At 69.5% G+C, this 26,815-nt stretch carries 22 protein-coding genes; 13 read left to right on the plus strand and 9 right to left on the minus strand.

Features of this window, described 5'->3' with window-relative positions:
* Window positions 1-53 precede the first annotated feature (53 nt).
* Together EIL87_RS09950 and EIL87_RS09955 are read right to left on the minus strand one after the other, a co-directional pair.
* The gene (locus EIL87_RS09950; RefSeq protein WP_199740336.1) at window positions 54-989 is read right to left on the minus strand and encodes a coiled-coil domain-containing protein; all 936 of its coding nucleotides are present in this window, start codon (window positions 987-989) and stop codon (window positions 54-56) included.
* 266 nt (window positions 990-1,255) lie between these two features.
* Window positions 1,256-1,831, minus strand: a complete 576-nt coding sequence (locus EIL87_RS09955; RefSeq protein WP_125089933.1) for a TetR/AcrR family transcriptional regulator — start codon at window positions 1,829-1,831, stop codon at window positions 1,256-1,258.
* Between the two features lie 516 nt (window positions 1,832-2,347).
* Here EIL87_RS09955 and EIL87_RS09960 point away from each other — a divergent pair.
* The 3 genes from EIL87_RS09960 (at window position 2,348) to EIL87_RS09970 (ending at window position 7,117) form a co-directional block, all read left to right on the plus strand.
* A complete protein-coding gene (locus tag EIL87_RS09960; RefSeq protein ID WP_125089934.1) occupies window positions 2,348-3,841 on the plus strand; it encodes an aldehyde dehydrogenase family protein in 1,494 nt (497 codons plus the stop codon).
* A gap of 156 nt (window positions 3,842-3,997) precedes the next feature.
* Entirely contained in the window at window positions 3,998-5,545 is a 1,548-nt protein-coding gene (locus tag EIL87_RS09965; RefSeq protein ID WP_125089935.1) for an APC family permease, read from the plus strand.
* 18 nt (window positions 5,546-5,563) lie between these two features.
* A complete protein-coding gene (locus tag EIL87_RS09970; RefSeq protein ID WP_125089936.1) occupies window positions 5,564-7,117 on the plus strand; it encodes a GMC family oxidoreductase in 1,554 nt (517 codons plus the stop codon).
* 472 nt (window positions 7,118-7,589) lie between these two features.
* Here EIL87_RS09970 and EIL87_RS09975 read toward each other — a convergent pair whose 3' ends face one another.
* Complete coding sequence (locus tag EIL87_RS09975; protein WP_125089937.1) at window positions 7,590-8,225, minus strand: cyclase; 636 nt, start codon at window positions 8,223-8,225, stop codon at window positions 7,590-7,592.
* Between the two features lie 345 nt (window positions 8,226-8,570).
* Between EIL87_RS09975 and EIL87_RS09980 the strand changes: the two genes are divergently transcribed.
* The 7 genes from EIL87_RS09980 (at window position 8,571) to EIL87_RS10010 (ending at window position 15,097) form a co-directional block, all read left to right on the plus strand.
* Window positions 8,571-9,254: an HAD family hydrolase gene (locus EIL87_RS09980; RefSeq protein ID WP_125089938.1), complete on the plus strand. Its 684-nt coding sequence runs from the start codon at window positions 8,571-8,573 to the stop codon at window positions 9,252-9,254.
* A 68-nt stretch (window positions 9,255-9,322) separates the two neighbouring features.
* Window positions 9,323-10,288, plus strand: a complete 966-nt coding sequence (locus EIL87_RS09985; RefSeq protein WP_125090013.1) for a phosphotransferase family protein — start codon at window positions 9,323-9,325, stop codon at window positions 10,286-10,288.
* Between the two features lie 3 nt (window positions 10,289-10,291).
* Entirely contained in the window at window positions 10,292-11,509 is a 1,218-nt protein-coding gene (locus tag EIL87_RS09990; RefSeq protein WP_125089939.1) for an acyl-CoA dehydrogenase family protein, read from the plus strand.
* A gap of 105 nt (window positions 11,510-11,614) precedes the next feature.
* Window positions 11,615-12,370 carry a 3-oxoacyl-ACP reductase FabG gene (gene fabG / locus EIL87_RS09995; RefSeq protein WP_125089940.1) on the plus strand — a complete coding sequence of 252 codons (756 nt, stop codon included), beginning with the start codon at window positions 11,615-11,617 and terminating at the stop codon, window positions 12,368-12,370.
* Window positions 12,371-12,375: 5 nt separating this feature from the next.
* On the plus strand, window positions 12,376-13,554 hold the full coding sequence (locus EIL87_RS10000) for an acyl-CoA dehydrogenase family protein (protein ID WP_125090014.1): 1,179 nt from the start codon (window positions 12,376-12,378) through the stop codon (window positions 13,552-13,554).
* Window positions 13,551-14,648: an acyl-CoA dehydrogenase family protein gene (locus EIL87_RS10005; protein WP_125089941.1), complete on the plus strand. Its 1,098-nt coding sequence runs from the start codon at window positions 13,551-13,553 to the stop codon at window positions 14,646-14,648. The genes EIL87_RS10000 and EIL87_RS10005 overlap by 4 nt, the downstream gene beginning before the upstream one ends.
* Window positions 14,645-15,097 carry a MaoC family dehydratase gene (locus EIL87_RS10010; protein WP_125089942.1) on the plus strand — a complete coding sequence of 151 codons (453 nt, stop codon included), beginning with the start codon at window positions 14,645-14,647 and terminating at the stop codon, window positions 15,095-15,097. Before EIL87_RS10005 ends, EIL87_RS10010 begins: the two co-directional genes overlap by 4 nt.
* A 64-nt stretch (window positions 15,098-15,161) precedes the next feature.
* Here the strand turns inward: EIL87_RS10010 and EIL87_RS10015 are convergent, their stop codons facing one another.
* The 5 genes from EIL87_RS10015 to EIL87_RS10035 all read right to left on the minus strand — a co-directional run bounded on the left by EIL87_RS10015 (window position 15,162) and on the right by EIL87_RS10035 (window position 20,894).
* Window positions 15,162-16,718 carry an AbgT family transporter gene (locus EIL87_RS10015; protein ID WP_125089943.1) on the minus strand — a complete coding sequence of 519 codons (1,557 nt, stop codon included), beginning with the start codon at window positions 16,716-16,718 and terminating at the stop codon, window positions 15,162-15,164.
* Window positions 16,719-17,025: 307 nt separating this feature from the next.
* Window positions 17,026-17,643 carry a TetR/AcrR family transcriptional regulator gene (locus EIL87_RS10020; protein WP_125089944.1) on the minus strand — a complete coding sequence of 206 codons (618 nt, stop codon included), beginning with the start codon at window positions 17,641-17,643 and terminating at the stop codon, window positions 17,026-17,028.
* 32 nt (window positions 17,644-17,675) lie between these two features.
* Window positions 17,676-18,452: an SDR family oxidoreductase gene (locus tag EIL87_RS10025; protein WP_267898836.1), complete on the minus strand. Its 777-nt coding sequence runs from the start codon at window positions 18,450-18,452 to the stop codon at window positions 17,676-17,678.
* Between the two features lies 1 nt (window position 18,453).
* Window positions 18,454-19,206 (minus strand): SDR family oxidoreductase, encoded by a 753-nt coding sequence (locus tag EIL87_RS10030; RefSeq protein ID WP_125089945.1) that lies wholly within the window; start codon window positions 19,204-19,206, stop codon window positions 18,454-18,456.
* 17 nt (window positions 19,207-19,223) lie between these two features.
* A complete protein-coding gene (locus EIL87_RS10035) occupies window positions 19,224-20,894 on the minus strand; it encodes a class I adenylate-forming enzyme family protein (protein ID WP_125089946.1) in 1,671 nt (556 codons plus the stop codon).
* Window positions 20,895-21,161: 267 nt separating this feature from the next.
* Between EIL87_RS10035 and EIL87_RS10040 the strand changes: the two genes are divergently transcribed.
* Complete coding sequence (locus EIL87_RS10040; RefSeq protein WP_125089947.1) at window positions 21,162-21,746, plus strand: DNA-binding protein; 585 nt, start codon at window positions 21,162-21,164, stop codon at window positions 21,744-21,746.
* A gap of 33 nt (window positions 21,747-21,779) precedes the next feature.
* The gene (locus tag EIL87_RS10045) at window positions 21,780-22,436 is read left to right on the plus strand and encodes an RES family NAD+ phosphorylase (RefSeq protein WP_199740339.1); all 657 of its coding nucleotides are present in this window, start codon (window positions 21,780-21,782) and stop codon (window positions 22,434-22,436) included.
* 82 nt (window positions 22,437-22,518) lie between these two features.
* Here EIL87_RS10045 and EIL87_RS10050 read toward each other — a convergent pair whose 3' ends face one another.
* Complete coding sequence (locus EIL87_RS10050; RefSeq protein WP_199740350.1) at window positions 22,519-23,493, minus strand: TerC family protein; 975 nt, start codon at window positions 23,491-23,493, stop codon at window positions 22,519-22,521.
* A 675-nt stretch (window positions 23,494-24,168) separates the two neighbouring features.
* On the opposite strand from EIL87_RS10050, the gene EIL87_RS10055 reads away from it, so the two are divergent.
* Window positions 24,169-26,787, plus strand: a complete 2,619-nt coding sequence (locus EIL87_RS10055; RefSeq protein WP_233576155.1) for an alpha/beta fold hydrolase — start codon at window positions 24,169-24,171, stop codon at window positions 26,785-26,787.
* Window positions 26,788-26,815 lie beyond the last annotated feature (28 nt).

Raw genomic sequence — 26,815 nt, forward strand, 5'->3', positions numbered from 1 at the left:
CCTCGCGTCACCCGTGGTGCGCGACGTTGCGCACCCCGGGTGACACCGTTGCCTCAGACGGTGGCTTCGGCCTCCTGCGGCAGCGGCTCTTCGTCGCGCTGCTTCGGGACGTCGACGTCGGAGTCTCCCTTGTGGACGGTCCCGGCCACGTAGGCGTCCGAAGCCTCCGTGTCCGAACCGGTCTCGGTGGCCACCAGGAACGGCTCCGCGTTGCCCAGGATCCGCTGGGCGGTGCGCACCTGCTCGGCGAGCTGCTGACGGGTCGTGAGCATCGTCGCCGCGTACTCGTCGGAGCGCCGGACACGGCGCTCGCCCTCACGCGTGGCCTCGCGGACGCGGCGCTGCGCCTCCTCGCGGCTGGCCTGCTCGCGCTCGGCGAGGATGCGCATGGCCTCCTCGCGGCGGGCGGACATGGACACCTCGAAGTCGTGCTCGACCTGGACGCGGCGCTCTTCGGCCTCGGCGTCGAGCTGCCTGCGCTGCCGCTCGGCCTCCTTGGCCATCTCCTGCACCTCGGCACGGGTGCGGGCGATGAGCTCGTTGCGCTGCTGCTCGGACTGGCGACGCCACTCATCGGCCTCGGCGACCAGCTTCTCGTAGCGGTTGCGCAGTTCGGCGGCGGCCTGCTCGGAGCGGGCCCACTCGTGCTCGGAGGCGGCCTGGGCGCTGGCGACGATCTCGCGGGCCTCGTCCTGGGCCAACCGGACCATGCGACGCATCCGGTCGGACAGCGCGTCCATCGAGATGGGTTCCTGCGCCTGGGCGTCGAGCTCGCTCTTGAGCTCCTCGACCTGGGCACGGGCCTGGTCGAGCTGCGCGGACAGTTCGTTGACCTGGCTCAACGCCGAATCCCTGTCCTCGGTGACCAGCCGCAGCTCGGCCTCGGTCTGCTGGATGTAGAACTTCACCTGCGATCGGCGGTACCCGTACCAGACGGTGTCGAAATCGGCCTTCAGCGGTACCAGTTCGCGGTCTTCGTTGTGCCCCACGGTCTCACCCCACCTGAGTTGATCAATTTGCTGGGAGCGAGCCACGCCCCGACGCGGCAAGTCCGTGCCACCCCGGTGATTCCTCCGCCGATGCGCCCGTCGAGCCGAAACCGACAACTACGACATCACCGAACACCGGTGCCACGGATCGCTGTGCCTCCATCTTCCTCGCGGAAGCTGTTGAGATCAACTGCTTGGTTTCGGTGCGGTGCAACGGACATCCGATGTTGATCCACCGGACACCCTCGCTGAAATGCCTGTTGGAATCAGGTTTTCGCACCCGGTTGCAGCATCCGCCGAAAAGTCATCTCGATTTCGTCTCGGCTCGGCACCGATTCTCGGACGATGCCCTGGAGCAGCCAACCGCAGAACAGCACCGACAACGCGCGTCCCGTCTGCGCGTCGGTGTAGGAGGCGAACAGGTCGGCGAGCGCGGTGTCCCACTCCTGGCTCACCTGGCGCAACGCGGGCTTGTGCAGTGCGGCGATGTAGAGCTGGTGCTCGACGGCGGTCTGCGCGCGGGCGGGCCCGAGGTAGTGCAGCACCAGGTCGGTCAGCGCATCGGCGAGGTCGCGACCGGATTCCAGCTCGGCGGCCCACTGCCGCATGTGCTCGACGTCGTCCTCGGCGGCCTGCCGCAGGGCACTCGCGAGCAGGTCGTCGAGGGTGGAGAAGTAGTAGGTGGTCGACCCGAGCGGAACACCCGCTGCAGCCGCGACGCTGCGGTGCGTGAGCTTCTCGACACCGCGTTCGGCGACCACGTCGATCGCGGCGCGCGCGATGCGCTCCCGACGGTCGGGGTCCTTGCGGCGAGCGGGCGGCGCGGGCTGGGTGGTCGACATGCGCTCGGTGTTCCTCCCCTGTCACGGCGCGTGAGCGGATTCGGCATCCGGGTGGCGGGCGGGGGGCGATGGGCCCATCCGGAGATCCAGCATGCCAGGTCAAGGGCAGATCCCGATGCGGTCCACATCACCGGCCAGGCGTTTCGCCTGTTCACAGCGCATTTTTCGACGAGCTCCGGATGACGTCCTCGGCCGATGATGTACAGATGTACACGTGTGGTGTTAGGGTCCTCTCCCGGCACCGCAGCCAATGACCCTGCGCGATGGGATTTTCGTCGCGCGGAATTGGACCAAGAACGCGCCGCAGAGCCACCGAATGGACCACCAGGAGGTGAATTCGGAACCGGAGGTCGCCGAACAACGGCACCATTCGGCGAATTGCTCCGCATCACCCGGTGCGGATTCGCGTGGCGACGAATCGGCGTCCGCCGCATTCTGAACTCGCCGCCTCGGGTGAAGCGTGTTCATCGGGATCGCGGACGCGGACACACCAGCGATGGAAAACGGGGAAGATCCATGCCGCAAGCAGACAATTCGGCAGCCACGCTGCTCATCGACGGAGAATGGGTGCCGGCCGCCGACGGCCGCACCCGGCAGATCCACTGCCCCGCCGACGGACAGCTGGTCGCCACCGTCTCCGAGGGCGGTCGCGCCGATGCCGAGCGGGCCATCGCCGCCGCTCGACGCGCTTTCGACGAGGGCGGGTGGTCCACCAGCTCCGCGTGGGAACGCGGTGACCTGCTGCTGCGCGTCGCCGACATCCTCGTCCGCGACAAGGACGAGTTCGCCCGCGCCGAATCGCTCGACACCGGCAAGCGCCTGGTGGAGAGCGAGTACGACATGGACGACATCGCCGCCTGCTTCCGCTACTTCGGCAAGATCGCCGGCACGGACGCGGGCAAGCTCGTCGACACCGGTTCTCCGGACGCCATCAGCCGCGTGCAGTACGAGCCGGTCGGCGTCTGCGGCATGATCACACCCTGGAACTTCCCGCTGCTGCAGGTCGCGTGGAAGGTCGCTCCCGCCATCGCCGCGGGCGACACCTTCATCCTCAAGCCCAGCGAGCTGACCCCCTCCACCGCTGTCCTGCTGATGCGCGCGCTCGTGGAGGCTGGACTGCCCGCCGGTGTCGGAAACCTGGTGCTGGGCACCGGGTCCGAGGTCGGCTCGGTGCTCTCCGAGCACCCCGCCGTCGACCTCATCTCGTTCACCGGTGGGTTGCACACCGGCCGCACGATCTCCGCGATGGCAGCGCCGACGGTCAAGAAGGTCGCCCTGGAGCTGGGTGGCAAGAACCCCAACGTGGTCTTCGCCGACGCCGACTTCGACACCGCCGTGGACTTCGCGCTCACCGCGATCTTCCTGCACTCGGGCCAGGTCTGCTCCGCAGGCGCCCGGCTCGTCGTGCAGGACGAGGTGCACGACGCGCTGGTCGCCGAGATCGTGCGCCGCGCCGAGAAGATCCGCATCGGCGGCCCGTTCGACGAAGACGCCGAGACCGGTCCGCTGATCTCCGCCGCGCACCTGCAGAAGGTCGACGACTACGTCAAGGAGGCCGTCTCGGAGGGCGCGGTGCTGCGCACCGGCGGCAAGCGTCCCGAGGGCGAGCGCTACGCCACCGGGCACTACTACCTGCCCACGGTCCTCGACGAGGTGAAGCAGGGCAGCTACGCGGTGACCGAGGAGTCGTTCGGCCCGGTGCTGACCGTCGAGCGCTTCACCGACGAGGACGACGCCGTCCGCATCGCCAACGACACGCACTACGGCCTGGCGGGCGCGGTGTTCACCAGCGACCCGGCCAAGGCGCAGCGGGTGGCCAACCGGCTGCGGCACGGCACCGTCTGGATCAACGACTTCCACCCGTACCTCCCGCAAGCCGAGTGGGGCGGGTTCAAGCAGTCCGGCATCGGACGCGAGCTCGGCCGCGCCGGGCTCGGCGAGTACCAGGAGGCCAAGCACGTCTACCAGAACCTGCGGCCCGGTCCGCAGAACTGGTTCTCCGCGGAGTAAGGAGAGGAATCTTGTGTTCGGCGCGGCAGCCGGAGTGCGGCAGCGCCGCCCGCACGACATCGCGGGAAGCGGGATTTCGCGCTGAGCAAACAACCAACCCGCGTCGTCGCCCCTGCCACCCGGCGGAGGCGGTCGGCCGGGGAAGGAGTTCGGGGCATGAGCGCGCCCACCACGAGTCACGACGCCGGGCTCAACGAGTTCGGCTACACCAACAAACTGAAGAGGAGCCTCGGCAGCTTCCACACGTTCGCCGCAGGCATCAGCTACATCTCGGTGCTCACCGGCACCTTCCAACTGTCCTACTTCGGCATGGGGTTCGGCGGACCCGCCTACGTGTGGTCCTGGCCCATCGTGTTCGTCGGCCAGTTGCTGGTGGCGTTGAGTTTCGCCGAGCTGGCGTCGCGTTATCCGATCGCCGGTTCCGTCTACAACTGGGCCAAGAAGCTCGGTGGCCCGCACGTCGGCTGGTTGGCCGGCTGGATGATGCTGCTGGCATCGATCGTCTCCATCTCGGCCACCGCGCTGGCCTACCAGAACACCCTCCCGCAGATCTGGTCCGGCTTCCAGCTGATCGGTGACGGGTCCGACGCCACCGATTCCGCGGTGAACGCGGTGCTGCTGGCGCTGGTGTTGATCCTGTTCACCACGCTGGTCAACGCCTACGGCGTGAAGCTGATGGCGCAGATCAACTCCACGGGTGTGTTCATCGAGCTGGCCGCGGCGGTCCTGCTGATCATCGCGCTGCTGCTGGTCGTGGTGAACCCGCCGACGGTCGTCCTCGACACCAACGGCACCGAGGCCGCGTACGGCGGCAGCTACCTGAGCGCCTTCCTGGTGGCCGGCATCGCCTCCTCCTACGTCATGTACGGCTTCGACACCGCCGCCTCGCTGGGCGAGGAGTCGATCGACCCGCACAAGAACGCGCCGCGCGCCATCCTGCGCGCGCTGATCGCCTCGTTCGTCCTCGGTGGTCTCATCCTGCTGTTCGGCATGATGGCCACCCGCAACTTCGACGACCCGCAGCTGGCGGAGAACGGTCTGCAGTACGTCCTCAGCGACGCGCTCGGCCCGTTCGTCGGCCGCCTGTTCCTGCTGGCCATCTTCGTCGCGATCACCGTGTGCGTGCTGGCCGTGCACACCGCCGCGATCCGCATCATGTTCGCCATGGCTCGCGACAACGCGCTGCCCGCGGGCAAGTTGCTGGCCCGGGTGAGCCCGCGCTTCCAGACCCCGGTCCTTCCGGCGGTGTTCATCGGTGTCGTGGCGATCGTGCTGCTCCTGGTCAACATCGGACAGCCGCAGATCTTCACCGCGATCACCTCGCTGGCGATCATCCTGATCTACATCTCCTACCTGCTGGTGACCATCCCGATGCTGATCGCGCGCCTGCGCGGCAAGTGGAAGCCGGTCAAGGAGGAAGGCCGTTTCAGCCTGGGCAAGCTCGGCCTGCCGGTCAACGTCCTCGCGGTGCTGTGGGGCCTGGGCATGTCGGTGAACCTCGCGTGGCCGCGCCCCGAGGTCTACAACGCCGAGCCGCCGTACCACTGGTACCTGCAGTACAGCTCGGTGCTGTTCGTCGGCATCGCAGCCGCGGCGGGTTTCGCCTACTACTGGTTCGTGCAGCGGCACAAGGTGGGTGTGCTCTCCGACCACGCGGCGTCCGCAGTGGACTCCGCCCGCGACGAGAAGGCCCCCTCCGTCTGAGTTCTGAAAGGAATGACCATGACCGATCAGTTCGACTACGTCGTGGTGGGCGGTGGCAGCGCGGGTGCCGCGGTCGCGGCCCGGCTGTCGGAGGACCCCGACACCACCGTGTGCCTGCTCGAAGCCGGCCCCTCCGACGTCGGTGACAGCAACGTCCTCGAGCTCAAGAAGTGGATGGCGCTGCTGGAGTCCGGCTACGACTGGGACTACCTCATCGAGCCGCAGGAGAACGGCAACTCCTTCATGCGGCACGCCCGTGCCCGCGTGCTCGGCGGCTGCTCCTCGCACAACTCCTGCATCGCGTTCTGGGCTCCCGCCGAGGACCTCGACGAGTGGGAGTCGACGGGCCTGCCCGGCTGGGGCTCCAAGGACATGTTCCCGCTGTACAAGCGGCTGGAGACCAACGACGGCCCGGGTGACCACCACGGCCGCAGCGGCCCGGTGACCATCCGCTCGGTCCCGCCGAAGGACCCGACCGGCGTGGCGCTGCTGGAGGCTTGCGAGCAGCAGGGCATCCCGACCACCGAGTTCAACTCGGGCACGACCGTCACCCACGGCGCGAACTGGTTCCAGATCAACGCCAAGGAGGACGGCACCCGCTCCTCCTCGTCGGTCTCCTACCTGCACCCGGTCCTGGACCGGCCGAACCTGGAGATCCGCACCAACGCCTGGGCCAAGGAGGTCACCTTCGACGGGACCCGCGCCACCGGTGTGGAGTACCTCAGCGACGACCTGATCCACTCGCGGACGGTCACCGCCCGCAAGGAGGTCGTGCTGTCCACCGGCGCGATCGACACCCCGAAGCTGCTGATGCTCTCCGGCATCGGACCGGCCGAGCACCTGCGCGAGTTCGGCATCGACGTGCTGGTCGACTCCCCCGGCGTCGGCTCCACCCTGGAAGACCACCCCGAGGGCGTGATCAGCTGGGAGGCCAAGAAGCCGATGGTGCAGGACTCCACCCAGTGGTGGGAGATCGGCATCTTCACCCAGACCCAGGAGGGCCTGGACCGGCCGGACCTGATGTTCCACTACGGTTCGGTGCCCTTCGACATGCACACCGTGCGGCAGGGCTACCCGACCTCGGAAAACGCCTTCTGCCTGACCCCGAACGTCACCCGCGCGCGGTCCACCGGCACGGTCCGGTTGCGCAGCAAGGACTTCCGGGACAAGGCCAAGGTCGACCCGAAGTACTTCACCGACCCGGAAGGTCACGACATCCGCGTCATGACCGAGGGCATCAAGCTGGCCCGCAAGATCGTCTCGCAATCGCCGATGCAGGAGTGGGCCGGCACGGAGCTCTTCCCGGGCAAGGACGTGCAGACCGACGACGAGATCGCCGACTACATCAAGCGCACCCACAACACCGTCTACCACCCCGCGGGTTCGGTGAAGATGGGCGCCGTCGACGACGGGTCGAAGCCGCTCGACCCGCGGCTGCGCGTCAAGGGCGTGCAGGGCCTGCGCGTCGCCGACGCATCGGTGATGCCGTTCCTGGTCGCGGTGAACCCCAACATCACCACGATGGCCATCGGCGAGAAGTGCTCCGACATGCTCAAGCAGGACAACGCCTGAGCACGAGCTGAACGGCGGGTGTCCTCCCCCACGCCACGACGGGGACACCCGCCCCTGGACCCCTGACCGCCCCGAACGCGTCAGGGCGTTCGCCCCAGAAGAGCCCTCCGGTCCCCCGTCCCGGAGGGCTCTTCGCATGTCCTCACCCGATCGGGTGGGGGCTGACATTGCGCGCACCATGTCGGCCCCACCCGGTCGGGTGTCCAGGCGGTGTGTCGGGATCTGCCGTGGTTCTGCGTGGGCGGTGGGGGTTGGCAGTGCGGCGGTCGGCTGCGTGGCTGCCGTGGACATCGTTGCCACGCCGTGCGGAGGACTTGCCCGTTGTGGCTGGTCGACGCGGTGATGGGCCTGGTGGCCGGCGGATGGGGGCGCGGCTGCGGGGGTCCGGGAAGACGTGGTGCTCCGCCCCCGGAGTGGGGACGGAGCACCGTGGAGCCCGAGTGGCGGGGACATCGCCCCCGCCGAGGCCCGGTCAGCTGATCGTGGTCGTGGTGAGCGTGGGGTTGGGGTTCGGGAAGCAGGCCGACGGGACGTCGACGTCGCCGACCAGCGAGGACACGACCGCGGTGAAGGTCAGACCCGGGTCCTCGTAGCTGGTGCCGGCCAGCTTGGTCTCGATGGTGCCCGACTCACCGGCGGTCAGGTGCACGGTGATGGTGGGCAGCTCGAACTCGGCGCCCCCGGCGATCGGGCCGTCGAGGTGCAGCGTGGCCATGCCGTTCTCGACGTTGAGGGTCGGCGGGTTCGGGCCCAAGCCCGAACCACCGGCCAGGTCGGCCGAGACGTAGGTGGAGTTCGCCGGGATCGGGATCTTCAGGTCGAACCCGCCGACCTCCTTGACGGTGTTGCCGTTGACCTCACCGGGGATGGTGTTCACCGCCGGGTCCACGACGACGTCGAAAGCCGCTCCGGGGGCGACGGTTTCGGGTGCTGTGACGTCGGTGGTCTGCTGCAGGCTGAACTCCTGGGCTCCCAGCGGGGAGTCACCGGAGCAGTCGAAGTTGACGTCGAAAGGAGCCGCCACCGCCTGCGGGGCGACGGCGAGCGCTGCGGTTGCGGCGAAAGCGGCAGCGATAGCGGCGCGCTTTCCACTGAGGACGGACTTCATCGGCCTCTCCTGCGTGTTTTGAGGGATACGAGAAGTGCTGCCCGCGCGGCGATCTGAAAACTACCGACGAGTAAACAACTGGTCAACGGCGTTGTTTTTGCCGGACTTACCACCTGTGACGCACCGTCACCGCGCTGAGCCGACCGGGTCCGCACCACCGCCGTCCCAGCGAGAACCGCTCCGCCGGCCGCATCCGGACGATCCGGACGAACCCGGCGCACCGGCACCGATCGTGATCGCCCGGCCACCCGTTCGGCCGTCCCGACATCACCCCGGGCTCGTCCCCCTCCGGTTCCCGGAGTTGGGGCTAGCGCGACATACCGTCTAGTCGGTACGGTCCTGTCCATGGGTTCCAGTGCTGCCGGCCCGACCGTGCGCGCGGTCGTCTTCGACTACGGAGGTGTGCTCACCACGCCCACGCGCGACTCGATCAACGCGTGGCTGGCCGAAGAGCGGATCCGCCCCGAGCTGTTCTCCGCGACGCTCAAGGAGTGGCTCTCGCGCAACGCACCCGCGGGCACCCCCGTGCACCTGCTGGAGACCGGGGAGCTCGACGCCGACGGGTTCAACAAGGCCATGGCCGCCCGGTTGCGCACCGTCGACGACGAGCCCGTCGCCCCCGATGACCTGCTCGGACGGCTCTTCGGGCGGATGGGTCCGGAACCGGCCATGCTGACGCTGGTGCGGGACCTGCGCGAGCGCGGGATCCGCACCGCACTGCTGTCCAACAGCTGGGGGAACATCGACGCCTACCCGTGGGAGCAGCTGGCGGGGTTGTTCGACTCCACCGTCCTCTCCGGTGAGGTGGGGCTGCGCAAGCCGGACCCGCGCATCTACCAGATGAGCCTCAACGCGCTCGGCCTTCCCGCCGAGCAGACCGCCTTCGTCGACGACGGTGCGCCCAACGTCGACGCCGCCCGCGACCTGGGCATGCACGCCGTGCTGCACACCGGTCCGGCGGAGACCCGAACCCGGCTGGCCGAACTGCTGCCCGCCGGATCCGTACCGCAAGACGAGGAGACCAGGTGAACGCACCCGAGCCCGACGAGCTCCCCGGCCTCGACCTGCAACGGTTGCGGGCCTGCCTCGACGTCGAGATGCCCGGCATGGTCACCGGCGAACTCACCGGTCAGCTGGTGCAGGGCGGCCGCTCGAACCTGACCTACATCGTCAGCGACGGCACCGAGCAGTGGGTGGTGCGCCGTCCGCCGCTGGGTCACGTGCTGGCCACGGCGCACGACATGAGTCGCGAGCACCGGATGCTCACCGCCCTGGCGGGCACCCGCGTGCCGGTGCCGCGCGCGGAGCTGCTGTGCCAGGACGAGGAGGTCCTCGGCGCGCCGTTCTACGTCATGGAGTACGTGCCCGGCACCGTCTTCCGCACGCCCGAGCAGACCGAAGCGCTCACCGAGCAGCAGCGGTACGACCTCTCCTACCAGCTGATGGACGTGCTCGCCGACCTGCACTCGATCGAACCCGCCTCGGTGGGACTGGCCGAGTTCGGCCGCCCGGAAGGGTTCCTCGAGCGCCAGGTCCGCCGGTGGACCAAGCAGCTCAAGGCCTCCCACAGCCGCGAGGTCGAGGGCATCGACGAGCTCTCGCAGAAGCTGGCGGCCTCGGTCCCGACGGGTGGACCGGTCGGCATCGTGCACGGCGACTACCGCCTGGACAACGTCATCGTGGGCGCCGACCAGCAGATCAAGGCCGTGCTGGACTGGGAGATGGCCACCATCGGCGACCCGCTCACCGACCTCGGCCTGCTGGCCGTCTACTGGGAGGGCTTCAGCGGGCTGGACAACAACCCGATCGCCAAGGGCGTCGGCCCGGAGTTCGGTTTCCCCAGCGCCGAGCAGCTCTTCCAGCGCTACGCCGAGCGCAGCGAGCTGGACCTGTCCGACCTGGACTGGTACTTGGCCTTCGGCTACTTCAAGATCGCCGTGATCTTGGAGGGCATCCACTACCGCTTCATCCACGGCCAGACCGTCGGCGAGGGCTTCGAGCACGTCGGTGGTCTGGTGGCTCCGCTCGTCGCGCAGGGCCTGGCGACCCTCAAGGAGGCATGAGAGATGGATTTCGCGTTCGACGCCCAGACTCAGGAGCTGCAGGGCGAGCTGCTGGAGTTCATGGACTCGCACATCTACCCGGCCGAGCCGGTGTTCGCCCAGCAGCTCAACGAGGCGCCGGACCGCTGGTCGGCCCACCCACCGATCATGGAGGAGCTCAAGGCCGCGGCGCGCAAGCGCGGTCTGTGGAACCTCTTCCTGCCCGGTGACCACGGCGCGGGCCTGACCAACCTGCAGTACGCGCCGCTCGCGGAGATCATGGGCCGTTCCGGTGCGCTGGCCCCGGAAGCGACCAACTGCGCCGCACCGGACACCGGGAACATCGAGGTGCTGACCCAGTTCGGCACCGAGGCCCAGCAGAAGCAGTGGCTGCAGCCGCTGCTGGAGGGCGAGATCCGCTCGGCGTTCTGCATGACCGAGCCGGACGTCGCCTCCTCCGACGCGACCAACATCGGCACCCGGATCACCCGCGACGGCGACCACTACGTCATCAACGGCCGGAAGTGGTTCTCCTCGGGTGCGATGAGCCCGCGCTGCAAGGTCCTGATCGTGATGGGCAAGACCGACCCGTCCGCCGAGCGGCACCGCCAGCAGAGCCAGGTGCTGGTGCCCAAGGACACCCCGGGCATCGAGATCAAGCGCAGCATGAACGTCTTCGGCTACGACGACGCCGACCACGGCGGTCACGCCGAGATCGTGTTCAACGACGTGCGCGTTCCCGTCGAGAACGTCATCTCCGGTGAGGGCGAAGGTTTCGCGATCGCCCAGGCCCGGCTCGGGCCGGGCCGCATCCACCACTGCATGCGCGCCATCGGCATGGCCGAGCGGGCGCTGGAGCTGATGTGCCGGCGCACCACCGACCGCGTCGCCTTCGGCAAGCCGCTGGCCGAGCAGGGCGTGGTGCAGCACTGGATCGCCGAGTCCCGCGTCAAGATCGAGCAGGCCCGGCTGCTGGTGCTCAAGACGGCGTGGCTGATGGACACCGTCGGCAACCAGGGCGCGCACACCGAGATCCAGGCCATCAAGGTCGCGGTCCCGGAGATGACGACCTGGGTCATCGACCGCGCCATCCAGGCGCACGGCGGAGGCGGCGTCTCCCAGGAGTTCCCGCTGGCCTCGCTCTACGCCCACGCCCGCACGCTGCACCTGGTCGACGGGCCGGACGAGGTCCACCGCCGCTCCCTGGCGCGCCGCGAGCTCCGCAAGTACAAGACGAAGTAACCCACCACCGCCCTCCCCCGTTACCCCTGACGGAACCCCCGCCCCGGGTGCTCGGCCACCCGGGGCGGGGGAGGTTCACAAGCACAGAACAGCGAGGAGTTGTCCATGGCTGAGAGGCGTGTCGCGATCGTCACCGGTGCCGCTCGCGGGATCGGCGCCGCCACCGCGAAGAGGCTGGCAGAAGACGGCTTCGCCGTCGGTGTCGTCGACCTCGACGAGAAGCAGTGCGCTGAAACGGTTTCGGCGATCGAGTCCGGCGGCGGCAAGGCGCTGGCCGTGGGGGCCAACGTCGCCGACGCCGAGCAGGTGCAGGCCGCCGTCGACAGGATCGCCTCCGAGCTGGGCGCACCGACCGTGCTGGTCAACAACGCCGGCGTGCTGCGCGACAACATGCTGTTCAAGATGTCCGAGGACGACTGGGACACCGTGATGAACGTGCACCTGCGCGGCTCGTTCCTGATGGCCCGCGCGGTGCAGAAGCACATGGTCGAGGCCAAGTGGGGCCGGATCATCAACCTGTCGTCGACCTCGGCGCTGGGCAACCGCGGCCAGGCCAACTACTCCACCGCCAAGGCCGGTCTGCAGGGCCTGACCAAGACCCTCGCGATCGAGCTGGGCAAGTTCGGCATCACCGCCAACGCCATCGCCCCGGGCTTCATCGCCACCGACATGACCAAGGCGACCGCCGAGCGCGTCGGCATGTCCTTCGAGGACTTCACCACCGCCGCGATCTCCCAGATCCCGGTGGGACGGGCCGGCAAGCCCGAGGACATCGCCAACACGGTCTCCTTCTTCGTCGACGAGCGTTCCGGCTTCGTCTCCGGCCAGGTCGTCTACGTGGCCGGCGGACCGAAGGCGTGACCGCCGTGGACGCCACCGAGCTGCGCGGCCGGGTCCAGGAGTTCCTGGCCGCGCACGACCCGAAGAGCACCGACCGGCTGGAGTTCCTGCGCGCCCGGTTCGACGCCGGGCTCGCGTGGGTGCACTTCCCGGAGGGGCTGGGCGGCCTGGGCGCGGCCCGCGAGCTGCAGGCCGAGGTCGACGCCGCGTTCGCCGAGGCGGGCGCGCCCGACAACCAGCCGCAGACCAACGTCATCGGCCTGGGCATGGCCGCCCCGACGATCCTGCGGTTCGGCGACGACGAGCAGCGCCGCCGCTACCTCCGCCCGCTGTGGACCGGCGAGGAGATCTGGTGCCAGCTGTTCAGCGAGCCGGGCGCGGGCTCGGACCTCGCTGCGCTGTCCACCCGTGCGGTCCGGGACGGCGACGAGTGGGTCGTCGACGGGCAGAAGGTGTGGACCTCGCTGGCGCACAAGGCCCGCTGGGCGATCCTGGTGACCCGCTCGGACCCGGACCAGCCCAAGCACAAGGGGCTGACGTACTTCATCTGCGACATGACCGCCCCGGGCGTGGAAGTCCGCCCGCTGCGGCAGATCACGGGTGAGGCCGAGTTCAACGAGGTCTTCCTGAGCGGGGTGCGCATCCCCGACTCGCAGCGGCTCGGCGAGGTCGGCCAGGGCTGGTCGGTCGCGCTGGGCACGTTGATGAACGAGCGGGTCGCGATCGGTGGCCGCACTCCCCCGCGCGAGAGCGGTCTCATCGGCGCCGCCGCCGAGCAGTGGCGCGAGCACCCTGAGAAGCGCACTCCCGGCCTGCACGACCGGTTGCTGGAGCTGTGGGTGGAGGCCGAGGCCGTGCGGCTGTCCAGCATCCGGCTGCGCCAGCAGATGGCCGTCGGCGAACCCGGGCCGGAGGGGTCGGCGATCAAGTCGGCCTTCGCCGAGCTCAACCAGCGGATCACCGGCTACCAGCTGGAGCTGCTGGGCGAGGAGGGCCTGGAGTACGACGACTGGACGTTCCGCCAGCCCGAGTACACCGACTTCACCAAGCGGGGTCCCGGTTTCCGCTACCTGCGGGCCCGGGGCAACACGATCGAGGGCGGGACGACGGAGGTCCTGCGCAACGTCATCGCCGAGCGGGTCCTCGGGTTGCCACCGGAGATCCGGACCGACAAGGACAAGCCGTGGAAGGAGCTGCCGCGATGACGGACCTGCTCTACACCGAGGTCGAGGAGGACCTGCGCTCCGGCGTGCGCCGGGTGCTGCGGGACCGCTGCGACTGGACGGCCGTCCTAGCCCGCGTCGAGACCGACGAGCCCTACGACCTGGAGCTGTGGCGCTCGCTGGCCGGTGAGATGGGGCTGGCGGGCCTGCTGGTCCCGGAGGAGCTGGGCGGCGCCGGTGCCACGGCGCGGGAGCTGTCGGTGGTGGCCGAGGAGATCGGCCGCGCGGTCGCCCCGGTCCCGTTCCTGAGCACCGTGCTGGCGACCACCGCGTTGGCGGGCTGCGGGGAGACGTCCGTGCTCCCGCAGCTGGTGGAGGGCTCGAAGGTGGGCACGGTCGCCGTCGGCCTGACCACGGTCCCGCACGCGCCGTTCCCGCAAGCGGTGAAGGCCGAGGGCTCGGCGCTGACCGGCACGGTGTCGGCAGTGGTCGACCTCGAGGTGGCCGACCACGTGGTCGTCCCGGCCGTGGACACCGACGGCTCGGCACTGTACCTCGTGGAGGCCGCCGCGGCGACGCGCACGCCGACGACTCCGCTGGACCTGACCCGGCGCCTCGGCGTGCTGAGCCTCGACGGCACTCCCGGCGAGCGCATCGCCTCCGGCGCGGAGGCGGAGCGCGTTCTGCGCCGAGCGCTGGTCACGGCGGCGGGGACGCTGGCCGCCGAACAGGTCGGGCTCGCCCAGCACTGCCTGGACACCACCGTCGAGTACGGCAAGACCCGCTACCAGTTCGGCAGGCAGATCGGGTCGTTCCAGGCCGTCAAGCACCGCTTGGCCGACCTGTGGACGAAGATCAGCATGGCGCGTGCGGTCTCCCGCAACGCCTCCGACGCGCTGGCCTCGGGCAGCGAGGAGGAGCTGGCGGTGGCGCTGGCCCAGGCCTACACCTCCGACCTCGTGGTCCGCGCGGCCGAGGAGCACTTGCAGCTGCACGGTGGCATCGGCATGACCTGGGAGCACCCCGCGCACCTGTACCTCGGCCGCGCGAAGAGCTCCCAGCTCACCTTCGGCATCGCCGAGGCACACCGCGCCCGGATCGCCGAACTCGTCGACCTTCCCGGAGGAAGCGCATGAAGGTTTTCACCAGCAAGGAAGAGATCCTCGCCGCCAAGGGTGAGCAGCTGGGCACCAGCGAGTGGCTGACCATCACCCAGGAGCAGGTCAACACCTTCGCCGACGCGACCCACGACCACCAGTGGATCCACGTCGACGTCGAGAAGGCCCAGAGCGGTCCGTTCGGCGGGCCGATCGCCCACGGCTTCCTGACCTTGAGCCTGCTGCCCAAGCTGAACTCGGAGACCTTCCGGGTCGAGAACGTCAAGATGGGCATCAACTACGGTCTGAACAAGGTCCGGTTCCCCTCGCCGGTGCCGGTCGGTTCCCGGGTGCGCTCGACGACCGAGCTCGTCGACGCCACCGAGATCGAGGGCGGCCTCCAGCTCGCGGTGAAGTCCACTGTGGAGATCGAGGGTGCCGACAAGCCCGCCTGCGTCGCGGAGTTCCTGACCCGCGTCCTGCTCTGAGCGCAGGTCCCGTCGTTCCACCGAGGTGGGGAAGTTCCCGCGGGAACTTCCCCACCTCGTCTTCTCACGGCTGGACGTGGATACCCATGCCCGGACCGAGCGGGATGTCGGCGAAGTAGAAGACCGTCATGACCAGCGCCCACAGCAGCCAGAACGGGACCACGAAGGGCACCATCCGGGCCACCAGGGTGCCGATCCCGGCGTGCGGTTCGTAGCGGCGCAGGTAACCCAGGATGATGATCATGTACGGGTTCAGCGGCGTCATGATCTGGGTCGCGGAGTCACCGACGCGGAATGCCGCCTGCGCGAAGCCGGGTTCGAACCCCAGCAGCGCGAACATCGGCACGAACACCGCCGCCATCAACGTCCACAGGCTCGACCCGGAGATGATGAACAGGTTCAGCAGCGAGGCGAGCAGCATGAACCCGAGGAACGCCGGGTAGCCGTCCAGGTGCAGCGACTGCAGCAGGTCCGCCCCGGAAACCGCCACCAGCGCACCGAGGTTCGTCCAGTTGAACAGCGCGATGAACTGCCCGAGCATGAACGCCAGCACCAGGAACCCGGTCAGCTCGCGCAGCGACAGCGCCATCAGCCGGGGCACGTCGGCGGGCTTGGTGATCGACCCCGCCTTGGCGCCGTAGGCGATCGCCGGCACGGCGAAGCCGAGGAAGATCAGCGTGGTCACCGAGTCCATCAGCGGCGAGTCCGGCAGGAAACCGCCCTCGTCGTTGGCCAGCGGCGAGTCCGGCCAGAACACCAGCAGCAGCACCAGCGCGGTCGTGACCAGGAACGAGATCCCGGCCCACACCAGGCCCCGGCGCTCGGCCGGTTCCAGCGCGACCTTGAGGTCACCCTCCGGCTCGCCGTCGACGACCTCGCGCGCGACCCCGTTGCGGACCAGGCGCGGCTCGACGAGCCGGTCGATGAGGAACCCGGCCAGCAGCCCCAGCAGCACGGCCGAGACCGCGTTGAAGTAGTAGTTCGACACCGGGGTGACCAGCGTGCCCGGGTTCGGCAACGTCTCGGCCACCGTGTTGCTGATCCCGGAGAACAGCGCGTCCAGGCTGGTGACCACGATCGACGTCGAGTAGCCGGCTCCGGTCGCGGCGAAGCCGCCGAGCAGACCGGCGACCGGGTGCCGCCCAGCGGCTTTGAACACCAGCGCCGCCAGCGGCGGGATGATGATCATCGCCGAGTCGGCCATCACGCTGGCGCTGACCCCGACCAAGCCCACCGCGTAGGGCAGCACCGCGCCGCGCGCGCTGCCGAACGACGACCTGATCAGCGCGGTCAGCAGGCCGGTCCGCTCGGCGAGCCCGACCGCCAGCATGATCGTGACGACCGTTTCCAGCGGCGGGAACCCGATGAAGTTCTCCGCCATCTTCGTGAACAGGAACTCCAGGCCCTCACCGGTGAACGCGCCGCGGATCGGCGTCGCCTTCTCGGCACCGGGGAGGGTGACCGTGACCCCGAACGCCGAGATCGCCGTCGAGACGACGGCCACCACCAGGAACAGCAGTCCGAACAGGATGAACGGTTCGGGGAGCTTGTTGCCGATCCGCTCGATGAGGTTGAGGACGCGGTCCAGGCGCGGTGAACGCGCCACTTCGGTCTCGCTCAAAAGTCACTCCAACGGCCGCGTGACAGGGCAGCGGGTAGCTGAACCCGCCGCACGGGCCGTGCACAAGCCCCACAGCAAGAACGCAACCTGACGGAAACTGCGTACTCTCGGTACTGGCGGTGCTCGGGGGTGCGGGTGGCAGCCGCAGCTCCAGGTGCGGGAACACCGTCGCAGGTTCTGAGTGGCTTCGTGGCGAGTACGCCGTGACGCCGCGTGGGGAGACATGCTCGAGGAGCGGCGCACGGAGCCACGGATCCGCTCAGGTCCTGCCACCCGCACCGCCAAGCGGAGCACTGTGGCGACAGGCTCAGGGCCGCAGGGAGTCGAGCAGGAGGTCTGCGAAGTGCTCTCCTACTTCTTGGCCCGAGAGCTTGCCGTCTTCGCGGAACCAGGTGCCGAGGTGGTGCACAGCGCCGAAGAAGAAGTCCACCACCAGGTCCGCCGACTTGTCGGTGCGGAACACCCCGGTGGCCTGGCCCTCTTCGATCAGGCCGCGCACCCGCTCGTGGTACCGGCGCCGCTCGGCGCGCACCTCCGCCTGCTTGTCCGGGTGCAGCAGGTGCATCGACCGGAAGAAGATGATCGTGTCCTCGAGGTTGGCCGCAGTGGTGGCCACGACGTCGGAAGCCGCCGAGTGCAGCCGTTCCTGGACCGGGGAGTCGCTGTCGGCCGCGCTCTCCAGCCGCGCTTGCTGGTCCCGCAGCACCCGGGCGTAGATCTCGTAGAGCAGGTCGTCCTTGGAGCCGAAGTAGTGGTACATCGCGCCCTTGGTGACGCCCGCGGCGTCGACGATCTGCTGCACCGAGGTGGCTTCGAAGCCCTGCTCGGCGAACAACCGGGTGGCTACGGCCAGCAACCGCTGCGGAACCGGTTCGGTGCCCGCCTCCCCGTCGGTGGACGTGCGTGCGTTGGCCGACCGCGCCATCGTTCCTCCCTCGTCGATGCCCTCCCGCAAGCCTAGACGGGCCGTTGTTCGACCTTGCGCTGCAGCTTGCGCATGCCCGCCTGCCAGCGCTCCGGCTGGGCCGCCCGCAACGCGTAGTAGTCGGCGACCTCCGGGTGCGGCAGGATCAAGAACTCCTCGCCACCCAGTTTCTCCGCCACCGCTTCGGCGACGTCGGAGGGCTCGATGGCGCTGTCGGCCATGAGGAACTGACCGGTCTCGCCGGTGGACTCCAGCAGTTGGGTCCGCACGCCCTGCGGGCACAGCGCCTGAGCCGTGACGCCCTTGGCCGCGTAGGTGATGTTGAGGTACTCGGCGAAGGCCACCGCGGCGTGCTTGGTCACCGAGTACGGCGCGGACCCGAGCATCGTCAGCAGCCCGGCCGCCGAAGCGGTGCCGAGGAAGTGCCCCTGACCGCGCTCGAGCCAGTGCGGCAGCACCGCCCGGGCCGCGCGCACGTGGGACATCACGTTGACCTCCCACGACGCGGCCCAGGCGTCCTCGTCCGCTTCCGGTCCGCCGTCGCGGCCGATACCGGCGTTGGCGCAGAACACGTCGATCCGGCCGTGCTCACCCATCGCGGCGTCGACGAGCTCGGCCACGCCCTGCTCACTGGCGACGTCCCCGGGCACGGCGATGCCGCCGACCTCGCCGGCGACCCGGCGGACCGCGTCCGAATCGAGGTCGCCGAGCACGGTCTTGGCGCCGAGCGCGGCGAACTTGTGGGCCATCGCGGCACCGATGCCGTTGCCGGCACCGGTGATGATCACGACCGAATCGGCCAGGTTCACGTCACATACCGCCCTTCAGGGTCGAGCCGCCGTCGAGGACCAGGACCTGCCCGGTGATCCAGGAGGCCTCCTCGGAGAGCAGGAACGCCGCCGCACCGGAGATGTCCGACGGGATGCCCAAGCGCCCCAACGGGTACCCCGCGGCCACCTCGGCCTCGTTGTCGGCGTAGAGCGCGGTGGCGAACTTGGTCTTCACCACGGCCGGTGCGATCGCGTTGACCCGCACCTGCGGGGCCAGCTCCACCGCGAGCTCCTGGGTCATGTGCGCCAGCATCGCCTTGGTGGCGCCGTAGAAACCGATGCCGGGCGCGGGGTTCAGACCGGCCACAGAGGACACGTTGAGCACCGAACCGCCGTGCTCGGCCATCCCCGCGCGGAAGACCTGCTGAGTCCACGACAGCGCGGCGAGCACGTTGACCTGGAAGGTCTTCTGCGCCACGCCGTGGTCCAGCTCGATCATCGGCCCGAAGGCGGGGTTGATGCCGGTGTTGTTGACCAGCACGTCGACCCGGCCGAAGGCCTCGGTGGTCTTGGCGACGACCTCCGCCTGGTGGTCGACGTCGTCGGCCTTGCCCGCGATGCCCAGCGCGTTGTCCTTGCCGAGGCTCTCCACGGCTTCGGCCAGCGGTTCCGGCTTGCGGGCGGTGATGGTGACCTTGGCGCCCTCGGCGACGAGGCGCTCGGCGATGGCCAGTCCGATTCCCCGGCTGGCACCGGTCACGATCGCCACTCGCCCGTCGAAACGCTTGCTCACTGTTTCATCCTTCCGTGTCACTCGCCGGCTCGTGCTTCCTCGCGCAGTTGCCGGCGCAAGATCTTTCCGGTCGCGGTTTTCGGGAGTTCGTCGAGGACTTCGACGCTCCGCGGGTACTTGTAGGCGGCGAGCTGCTTCCTGCAGTGCTCGACGAGCTCCTCGCCGGTGGCGGTGCTGCCGTGGGAGAGGCTGATGAAGGCCTTCACGGTCTCACCGCGGTAGGCGTCGGGGACGCCGACGACGGCGGCTTCGCGCACCGCGGGGTGTCCGTAGAGGACGTCTTCGACCTCGCGCGGCCACACCTTGAAGCCCGAGGCGTTGATCATGTCCTTCTTCCGGTCCACGACGTAGAACCAGCCCTGCTCGTCCATGAACCCGACGTCGCCGGTGTGCAACCGCCCGTCGCGGATGGCCGCTTCGGTCTCCTCCGGCTTGTTCCAGTAGGACGGGACCACCATCGGGCCTTCGATGACGATCTCACCGATCTCGCCGACAGGCAGGTCGGCACCGTTCTCGTCGACCACCCGCAGCACGGTGTTGTAGGTGGGCACGCCGACGGCGAGGGTGCCGGAGGCGGCGTCGACCGGCGCTTCCGCGCCGAGCGGGACGGAGGTCGCGGTCGCGGTGGTCTCGGTGAGCCCGTAGCCGTTGCGGATGTAGAGGCCGAAGCGCTCGCGGAAGGCCTCGACCACCGCCGAGGGCAGCGGCGCTCCACCGGAGTGGACCATCCTCAGCGAGGCGAAGTGCTCCGGCGTGACCTCGGGGTGGTTCATCAGCGCCATGTAGGCGGTCGACGGGCCGACCATGAACGCGGGCCGGTGCTCGGCGAGCGCGTCGAGCACGACGCCGGGCTCGAAGCGGTAGGCCAGGTCCAGCTGCCGACCGGCGGCCAGCGCAGCGGCGAACTGCACGACGAGCCCCGTGATGTGGAACAGCGGCGCGAGCGCGAAGATCCCGCCCGGGGTGTCGTCGGTCAGCCGCAGGGCCGTTCCCTCGGCGTTGAACACGACGTTGCCGTGGGTGTTGGTGGCGCCCTTGGGGACGCCGCTGGTGCCCGAGGTGTAGACCAGCAGCGCGACGTCCGACGCGGCCGGTGAGACCGCGGGCGGGCACTCGCCGGCGTGCGCGCGGGCCACGGCGAGCAGGTCGGCGCACCCGGCGGCGGGACGGCGCTCGGTGCGGGCGAACAACCGCTGGTCGTGCCGGGTCTGCAGGTCGAGCTCGCTGGTGGTGATCGCGGTACCGATCTCCAGCGCCTGCGCGACGCCGCCCACGACCTCGTGCCAGCCCTGCTCGGAGGAGATCACGGCCGCCGGCCGGGCGTCGCCGAGGATCTTGGTGAGCTCGTGGGTGCGGTACATCGGGTTGAGCGGGACGACGATCGCGCCGGCCTTCCAGCCGGCGAGCACGGCGATGGCGAACTGCGGGACGTTCTGCAGGTAGACGGCGATCCGGTCGCCCTGCGCGACGCCGCTCTCCACCAGGTGGCAGGCCAGGCCGTTGCTGAGCTCGTCGAGCTCGGCGAAGGTCAGCCGCCCGTCGAAGTAGGTGAGCGCGATCTCGTCGGCGTGCTCCCGGACGGTCTCCGCGAACAGCTCGACCAGGTTGGCGTGCCGCGGCTCGATCTCGGCCGGGAGATCGCCCTCGTAGAGACCCAGCCACGGCCGTTCGTCGTACACGCTGCCCAACGCCCTACCTCCACTGTGAGACCGACCAGTCGGTACGGCCAGTCAACGATCGATCGGCGCTCCCGTCAAGAGGCGATCCGCCGACACTTCGAAGTCGTCGGCACCCGCCTGCCGGGCGACCGGGCACACGGACGCCGCAGGAGGAGGAATCCGGTCAGAGCAGCCACTCCGTCACCATCCGCAACATCGGTACTGCAGAGGGTGACTTCTCGTTGCCTCGCGCACGTTCGCGCACGCATTTCGTTCGCTCTGCGGTATCCTGGTCCCATGTCAGCCGCGCTGGAGACCGTGTTGGCCCGGGCCGGGTTGAAGGTCACCGCCAACGAGTTCCTCAACCTCGTCGAGGACGCAGCCAAGAAGCTCACCTCGCCACAGGTCGACCCGGCTGCGCACTTCTCCGAGGCGGAGCGCGACGCCCTCAGCGGCACCGGGCTGGACCTCCGCCCCCTGGGCGAGGGCGAGGGAGATCCCCGCGCCCGCACCGTCGCCGAGCAGACCGTGCTGCGCGACACCGCCCTCTCCGTCGGCCAGGCCGCCGCCCGCATCGGCGTCGACACCAGCCGCATCCGCCACCGCATCGGCGAACGCCGCCTGATCGGCTGGAAGGACCGCGGCGGCTGGCGGCTGCCCGCGTGGCAGTTCAGCGATGCCGACGCGCTCCCGGGCCTGGAGGTCGTGCTCGCCTGGATGCCCGTCGACCAACCGGCGCTCGTGCTGGCCAACTTCATGACCACCCCCCAGGAAGACCTGGAGATCCACGGCAGACCGGTGAGCCCGCGAGAGTGGCTGCTGGCAGGTGGTGACCCGCAGCGGGTCGCCGAGCTCGCCGCCTCCATCGGCACCCCCGCCTGACCAGCCCCGTCGCGACCACCACCGGGACCACCATTGGCACGGCTACCGCAGCCGCCTGCTCCTGCCGCGCTGCAGGCGATCCTCCGCCGCACCGAGGACGTGATCGCGGTGCCCGCGGGCACCCGGCTCGCGCGCGTGTTCACCTCCGGCGGCAACCACCCGCAGCAGTGGAACAGCTTCCGCTACGCCGGTCCGCTGCCGCACGCGCGGTTCGACCCGCACCTGCCCAACTCGCAGGGCGGGCCGACGATCACCCGTGAGCACGGGGTCCTCTACTTCTCGCTGTCGGTGCAGACGTGCATCGCCGAGGTCTTCCAGGCGACCTCCACAGTGGACCGACGCACCCGCAGTCCGCACCTGGTGCTGTTCCGCCCTCGCCGGACGCTGCGGCTGCTCGACCTCACCGGGCTCTGGCCCACCCGGGCCGGAGCCTCGCAAGCGATCAGCAGCGGGCCGAAGTCCCGCACCCAGGCGTGGGCGCGGGCGATCCGCGCGTCCTACCCGGAGCTCGACGGGCTCTGGTACCGGTCGGCGATGGACTCCGGCAAGCCGTCGGTGTGCCTCTGGGACCCGCCGGCGGACACGGCGCTGCCGGACACACCGGACGTGCTGCTGCCGTTGAGCCACCCCGGGCTCGACGTCCCCCTGGGACGCGTCTGCCAGGAGCTCAGCTACACGCTGCTGGACTGAACCGGGTGCACTGACCCGCACCCGGAAACGCGGAAGTCCCCTCCGGACCGGATCCGGAGGGGACTTCCGCGTTCAGAGGACGTCAGCCGCGGTTCGTCTCGGCCTCCGCCTCGGCGGCGTCCCGCTTGGACTTGGCGAGGCTCGCCCAAGTGGTGATCCCGAGGGTCAGGACGATGAAGCCCAGCGACATCCAGTTGTTGATCTCCGCCCACTCGGGCACCAGGTGGTACTCGTGGAAGGCGTGCAGGATCAGCTTCAGGCCGATGAAGCCGAGGATGACCGCCAGCCCGATCGACAGGTACACCAGCTTGTCCACCAGGCCACCGAGCAGGAAGTAGAGCTGCCGCAGACCCATCAGCGCGAACGCGTTGGCGGTGAACACCAGGAACGGGTCCTGGGTGATGCCGAAGATCGCCGGGATCGAGTCGACCGCGAACAGCAGGTCGGCACTGCCGATGGCCACGATGACCACGAACATCGGCGTGAGGTACCGCTTGCCGTCGACCTTCACGGTCGACTTGGCCTCGTGGTAGTCGTCGGTCACCGGGAAGAGCTTGCGGACCCAGCGGACGAGCGCGTTCTCCTTGTACTCCTCTTCCTCGTCCTTCTTGCGGACCATGCTGACCGCGGTCCAGATGAGGAACGCGCCGAAGATGAAGAAGATCCAGACGAACTGCGCGATCAGAGCCGCACCGATAGCGATGAAAGCGCCGCGCATCACCAGTGCGAGCAGGATGCCGATCAGCAGCACCTTGTGCTGGTGGATGGACGGCACCGCGAAGCTGGACATGATCACCATGAAGATGAACAGGTTGTCCACGCTCAGCGAGTACTCGGTGATGTAACCGGTGAAGTACTCGATGGCGAAGTGCTGATCACCGAAGATCCAGACACCGATGCCGAAGACGATCGCGCAGCCGATGTAGAAGGTGACCCACTTCGCGGCTTCGCCGGTGGTCACCTCGTGCGGCTTGCGGTCGACGATCACCAGGTCGAGCAGCAAGAGCAGGGCGAGTCCGCCCAGCGTGGCTGCCCACACCCACCAGTGCACGTTCATCGTGTCGACTGCGGGCTGCTGCGCAGGGACCGCGCGCAGCATCAGGTCGGCACCCATCAATCACCTCCGGTTCAGGGCGAACACGTCCGGGACCGGAGGTCTCTTCCACCGATCTGCTTCATCGGCCGACGGCACCGGGCTTGACCAGGCAAGTTCCGTGATGACGACACCGTCGCGAAGGAATACTCCCCTCCACCACTCGCCAAGATTGTCACGTATGCCGGGGTCATCGCACCAGGCGGGGTGACAGCTCGCATCGCACGTCACAGATCGAACCTAGGCGGCACCGCCGGACGGGGCAATGCGAGTGGCCGGTGCTGGGCGGACCGGAGGCGTTGATCCGCGCCCGCGGTGGTTACGATCACGGCGGCCCGACCACTCGGGCGCCGCACGCGGGGATGCGGCCGAGACCACACTTCAGCGGGCACGACGAGGTGTCCGATTGCGCTTTGGTCTCCAGTTCATAGCGTCTTGCCTTCCCCACGCGTCTGGATGAAACCGGTGCCGCTCCGTTCACCTACTGTCAAGGGCGTGTCCGCCTCCCCTCGTCGCCGCACCGGCCTCGCCCTGCTCGCGATCCCCTGCGTCCTGCTGGTCGTGGTGGGCGCGTTCCTGTGGTCCGGGCAGGTCCAACCGCTGCAGCCGGCAGCCCCACCCCCGGCGCCGCGCGAGGCCATGGTCGACGTGCTCGACGGTCCGGGCGGCACCGAACGCGTGCAGATCGACGTGACGCTGCACTCCCCGGTCGACACCCCGGCTCCCGCGGTCCTGCTGGCGCACGGCTTCGGCGGCAGCAAGGCCGACACCGAGGAGCAGGCCCGCGAACTCGTCCAGCGCGGCTTCACCGTGCTGACCTACTCGGCGCGCGGTTTCGGCCGCAGCACCGGGCAGATCGCGCTGAACTCGCCCGACTACGAGGTCAGCGACGCCCGGCAGCTGCTGGACTGGCTGGCCCGCCAGCCCGAGGTGCTGCGCGACCGCGACGGTGACCCGAGGGTCGGTGTCACCGGCGCCTCCTACGGCGGGGCCCTGTCGCTGATGCTGGCGGGCACCGACCCGCGGGTGGACGCTGTCTCGCCGGTGATGACCTACAACGACCTCGGCCAGGCCCTGCTGCCGAACAACGCCCGCCAGGAGCACATCGGCGGCACGACACCGGCGGCCGGCTCCGCCAACCCCGAGGGCGTGTTCAAGCAGGCCTGGACGGGACTGCTGTTCTCCGCAGGCGGCGCTCCGCGACCGGGCTCGTCTCCGACCTGCGGGAACTTCATCCCCGCGGTGTGCGCGGCCTACACCGAGGTGGCCCAGCACGGCCGGGCGAGCCAGCCGACGCTGGACCTGCTGGCCCGGTCCTCGCCCAAGACCTACAACTCGAAGGTCACCCAGCCGACACTGCTGGTGCAGGGCCAGCGCGACACGTTGTTCGGGCTGGACCAGGCCGACGCCAACGCGCGGCAGATCACCGCGGCCGGCGGTGAGGTCAAGACCATCTGGTTCGCCGGCGGCCACGACGGCAACCCGCCCGGTCCGGAGGTGCGCGGACGCATCGCCGACTGGTTCGCCTTCCACCTCGGCGGTGTGCCGCCGGTGCCCGACCCCGGCACGGGTTTCCAGTTCGACATCGCCGGACGGCCGCAACGGGACGGCGACATCCCGGTGCGCACGATGACCGCGCCGAGCTACCCGGGCCTGCAGGGCTCGCGGACCCCGCGCTTCTCGCTACCGCTGGAGGGGCCGCCCACGCCGGTGGTCAACCCGCCCGGCGGCTCGCCCGCGGCCACGACCTCGTTACCCGGAGCCGGGCAGGTGCTCGACGCGGCGGGCAGCCTCGGCGCGTCCTTGGAACGCGATCTGCCCGGCCAGGTGGCGGTGTTCCGCACCCAGCCGCTGGAGGAGCAGACGCTGATCTCGGGCACGCCGCGCACGCGGCTGGCGATCGCCTCGGTACCCGGGCAGCCGCAGCCGACCGAGGCGGTGCTGTTCGCCAAGCTCTACGACGTCGGACCGGACGGGCAGCGCCAGCTGCTCGGCAACGCCGTGTCGCCGATGCACCTGACCGACGTGCCGCCGGACGGCCGCCCGGTCGAGGTCGACGTGGCGCTGCCCGGCATCGTGCACCCGGTGGAGACCGGTCACCGCGTCGAACTCGCCGTGGCCACCACCGACCAGGCCTACTCGCTGCCTCGGGAACCGTCGGTGCACCTGGTGTCGCTGGCCGGCGACGGTGCCGTGTCGATCCCCTCGGTGCGCGCCACGTCCTCCAACGCCGGATCGGTGCCGGTCGGCCCGCTGGTGGGCATCGGCCTGGTGTTCGTGCTGTCGCTGCTGCTGTGGGGGATCTCGGCGGTCCGCCGGAAGTTCCACGACGCCCCGGACCCGCGGCTGGCCGACACTCCGCTGGTGATCTCCGGGCTGACCAAGTCCTACCCGGGCAAGAAGGCCGCGGTCGCGGACCTGACGACCCAGGTCGAACGCGGCCAGATCGTCGGCCTGCTCGGCCCCAACGGGGCGGGCAAGACCACGACGCTGCGCATGCTGCTGGGGTTGCTGCGGCCCACCCGCGGTGAGGTCCGGATCTTCGGGCACCGGCTGCACGCGGGCGCTCCGGTGCTCTCGCGGGTGGGTGCGCTGGTGGAGTCGCCGGGCTTCCTGCCGCACCTGTCCGGTCTGGACAACCTGCGGCACTACTGGGCCGCGACCGGCCGTCCGATGCTGCGGGCGCACCTGGACGAGGTGCTGCAGATCTCCGGCCTGGAGTCCTCGGCCAAGCGCAAGGTGCGCACCTACAGCCAGGGCATGAAGCAGCGGTTGGCGATCGCGCAGGCGATGCTGGGGCTTCCGGAGCTGTTGGTGCTCGACGAGCCGACCAACGGGCTCGACCCGCCGCAGATCCACCAGATGCGCGAGATCCTGCGCCGCTACGCCGCCACCGGCCGCGCGGTGCTGGTCTCCAGCCACCTGCTGGCCGAGGTCGAGCAGACCTGCACGCACGTGGTCGTGATGCACAACGGCGAGCTGGTGGCCGAGGGCAGCACCGCCGAGATCATGTCGGTCAACGGTGAAGCGACCTTCCGGGTCGACGACCCGCAAGCGGCCGCCGAGGCGCTGCGCACCATCGAAGGGCTCGGGCTCGTGGAGGTCGAGGGCGACCTGGTGCACGCCGACCTCGCGGGGCACACGGCGGCGGTCGCGGTGAACGTCCTCGTCGCTGCGGGGATCGCGGTGCACCAGGTGGGGCCGCGGCGTCGCCTGGAGGACGCCTTCCTGCAGCTCGTCGGAGAGGAACAGCGGTGAGCGACGACGACAACCCCACTTCCTCCGA

It is taken from the genome of Saccharopolyspora rhizosphaerae, assembly GCF_003931915.1.
GTDB lineage: Bacteria > Actinomycetota > Actinomycetes > Mycobacteriales > Pseudonocardiaceae > Saccharopolyspora > Saccharopolyspora rhizosphaerae.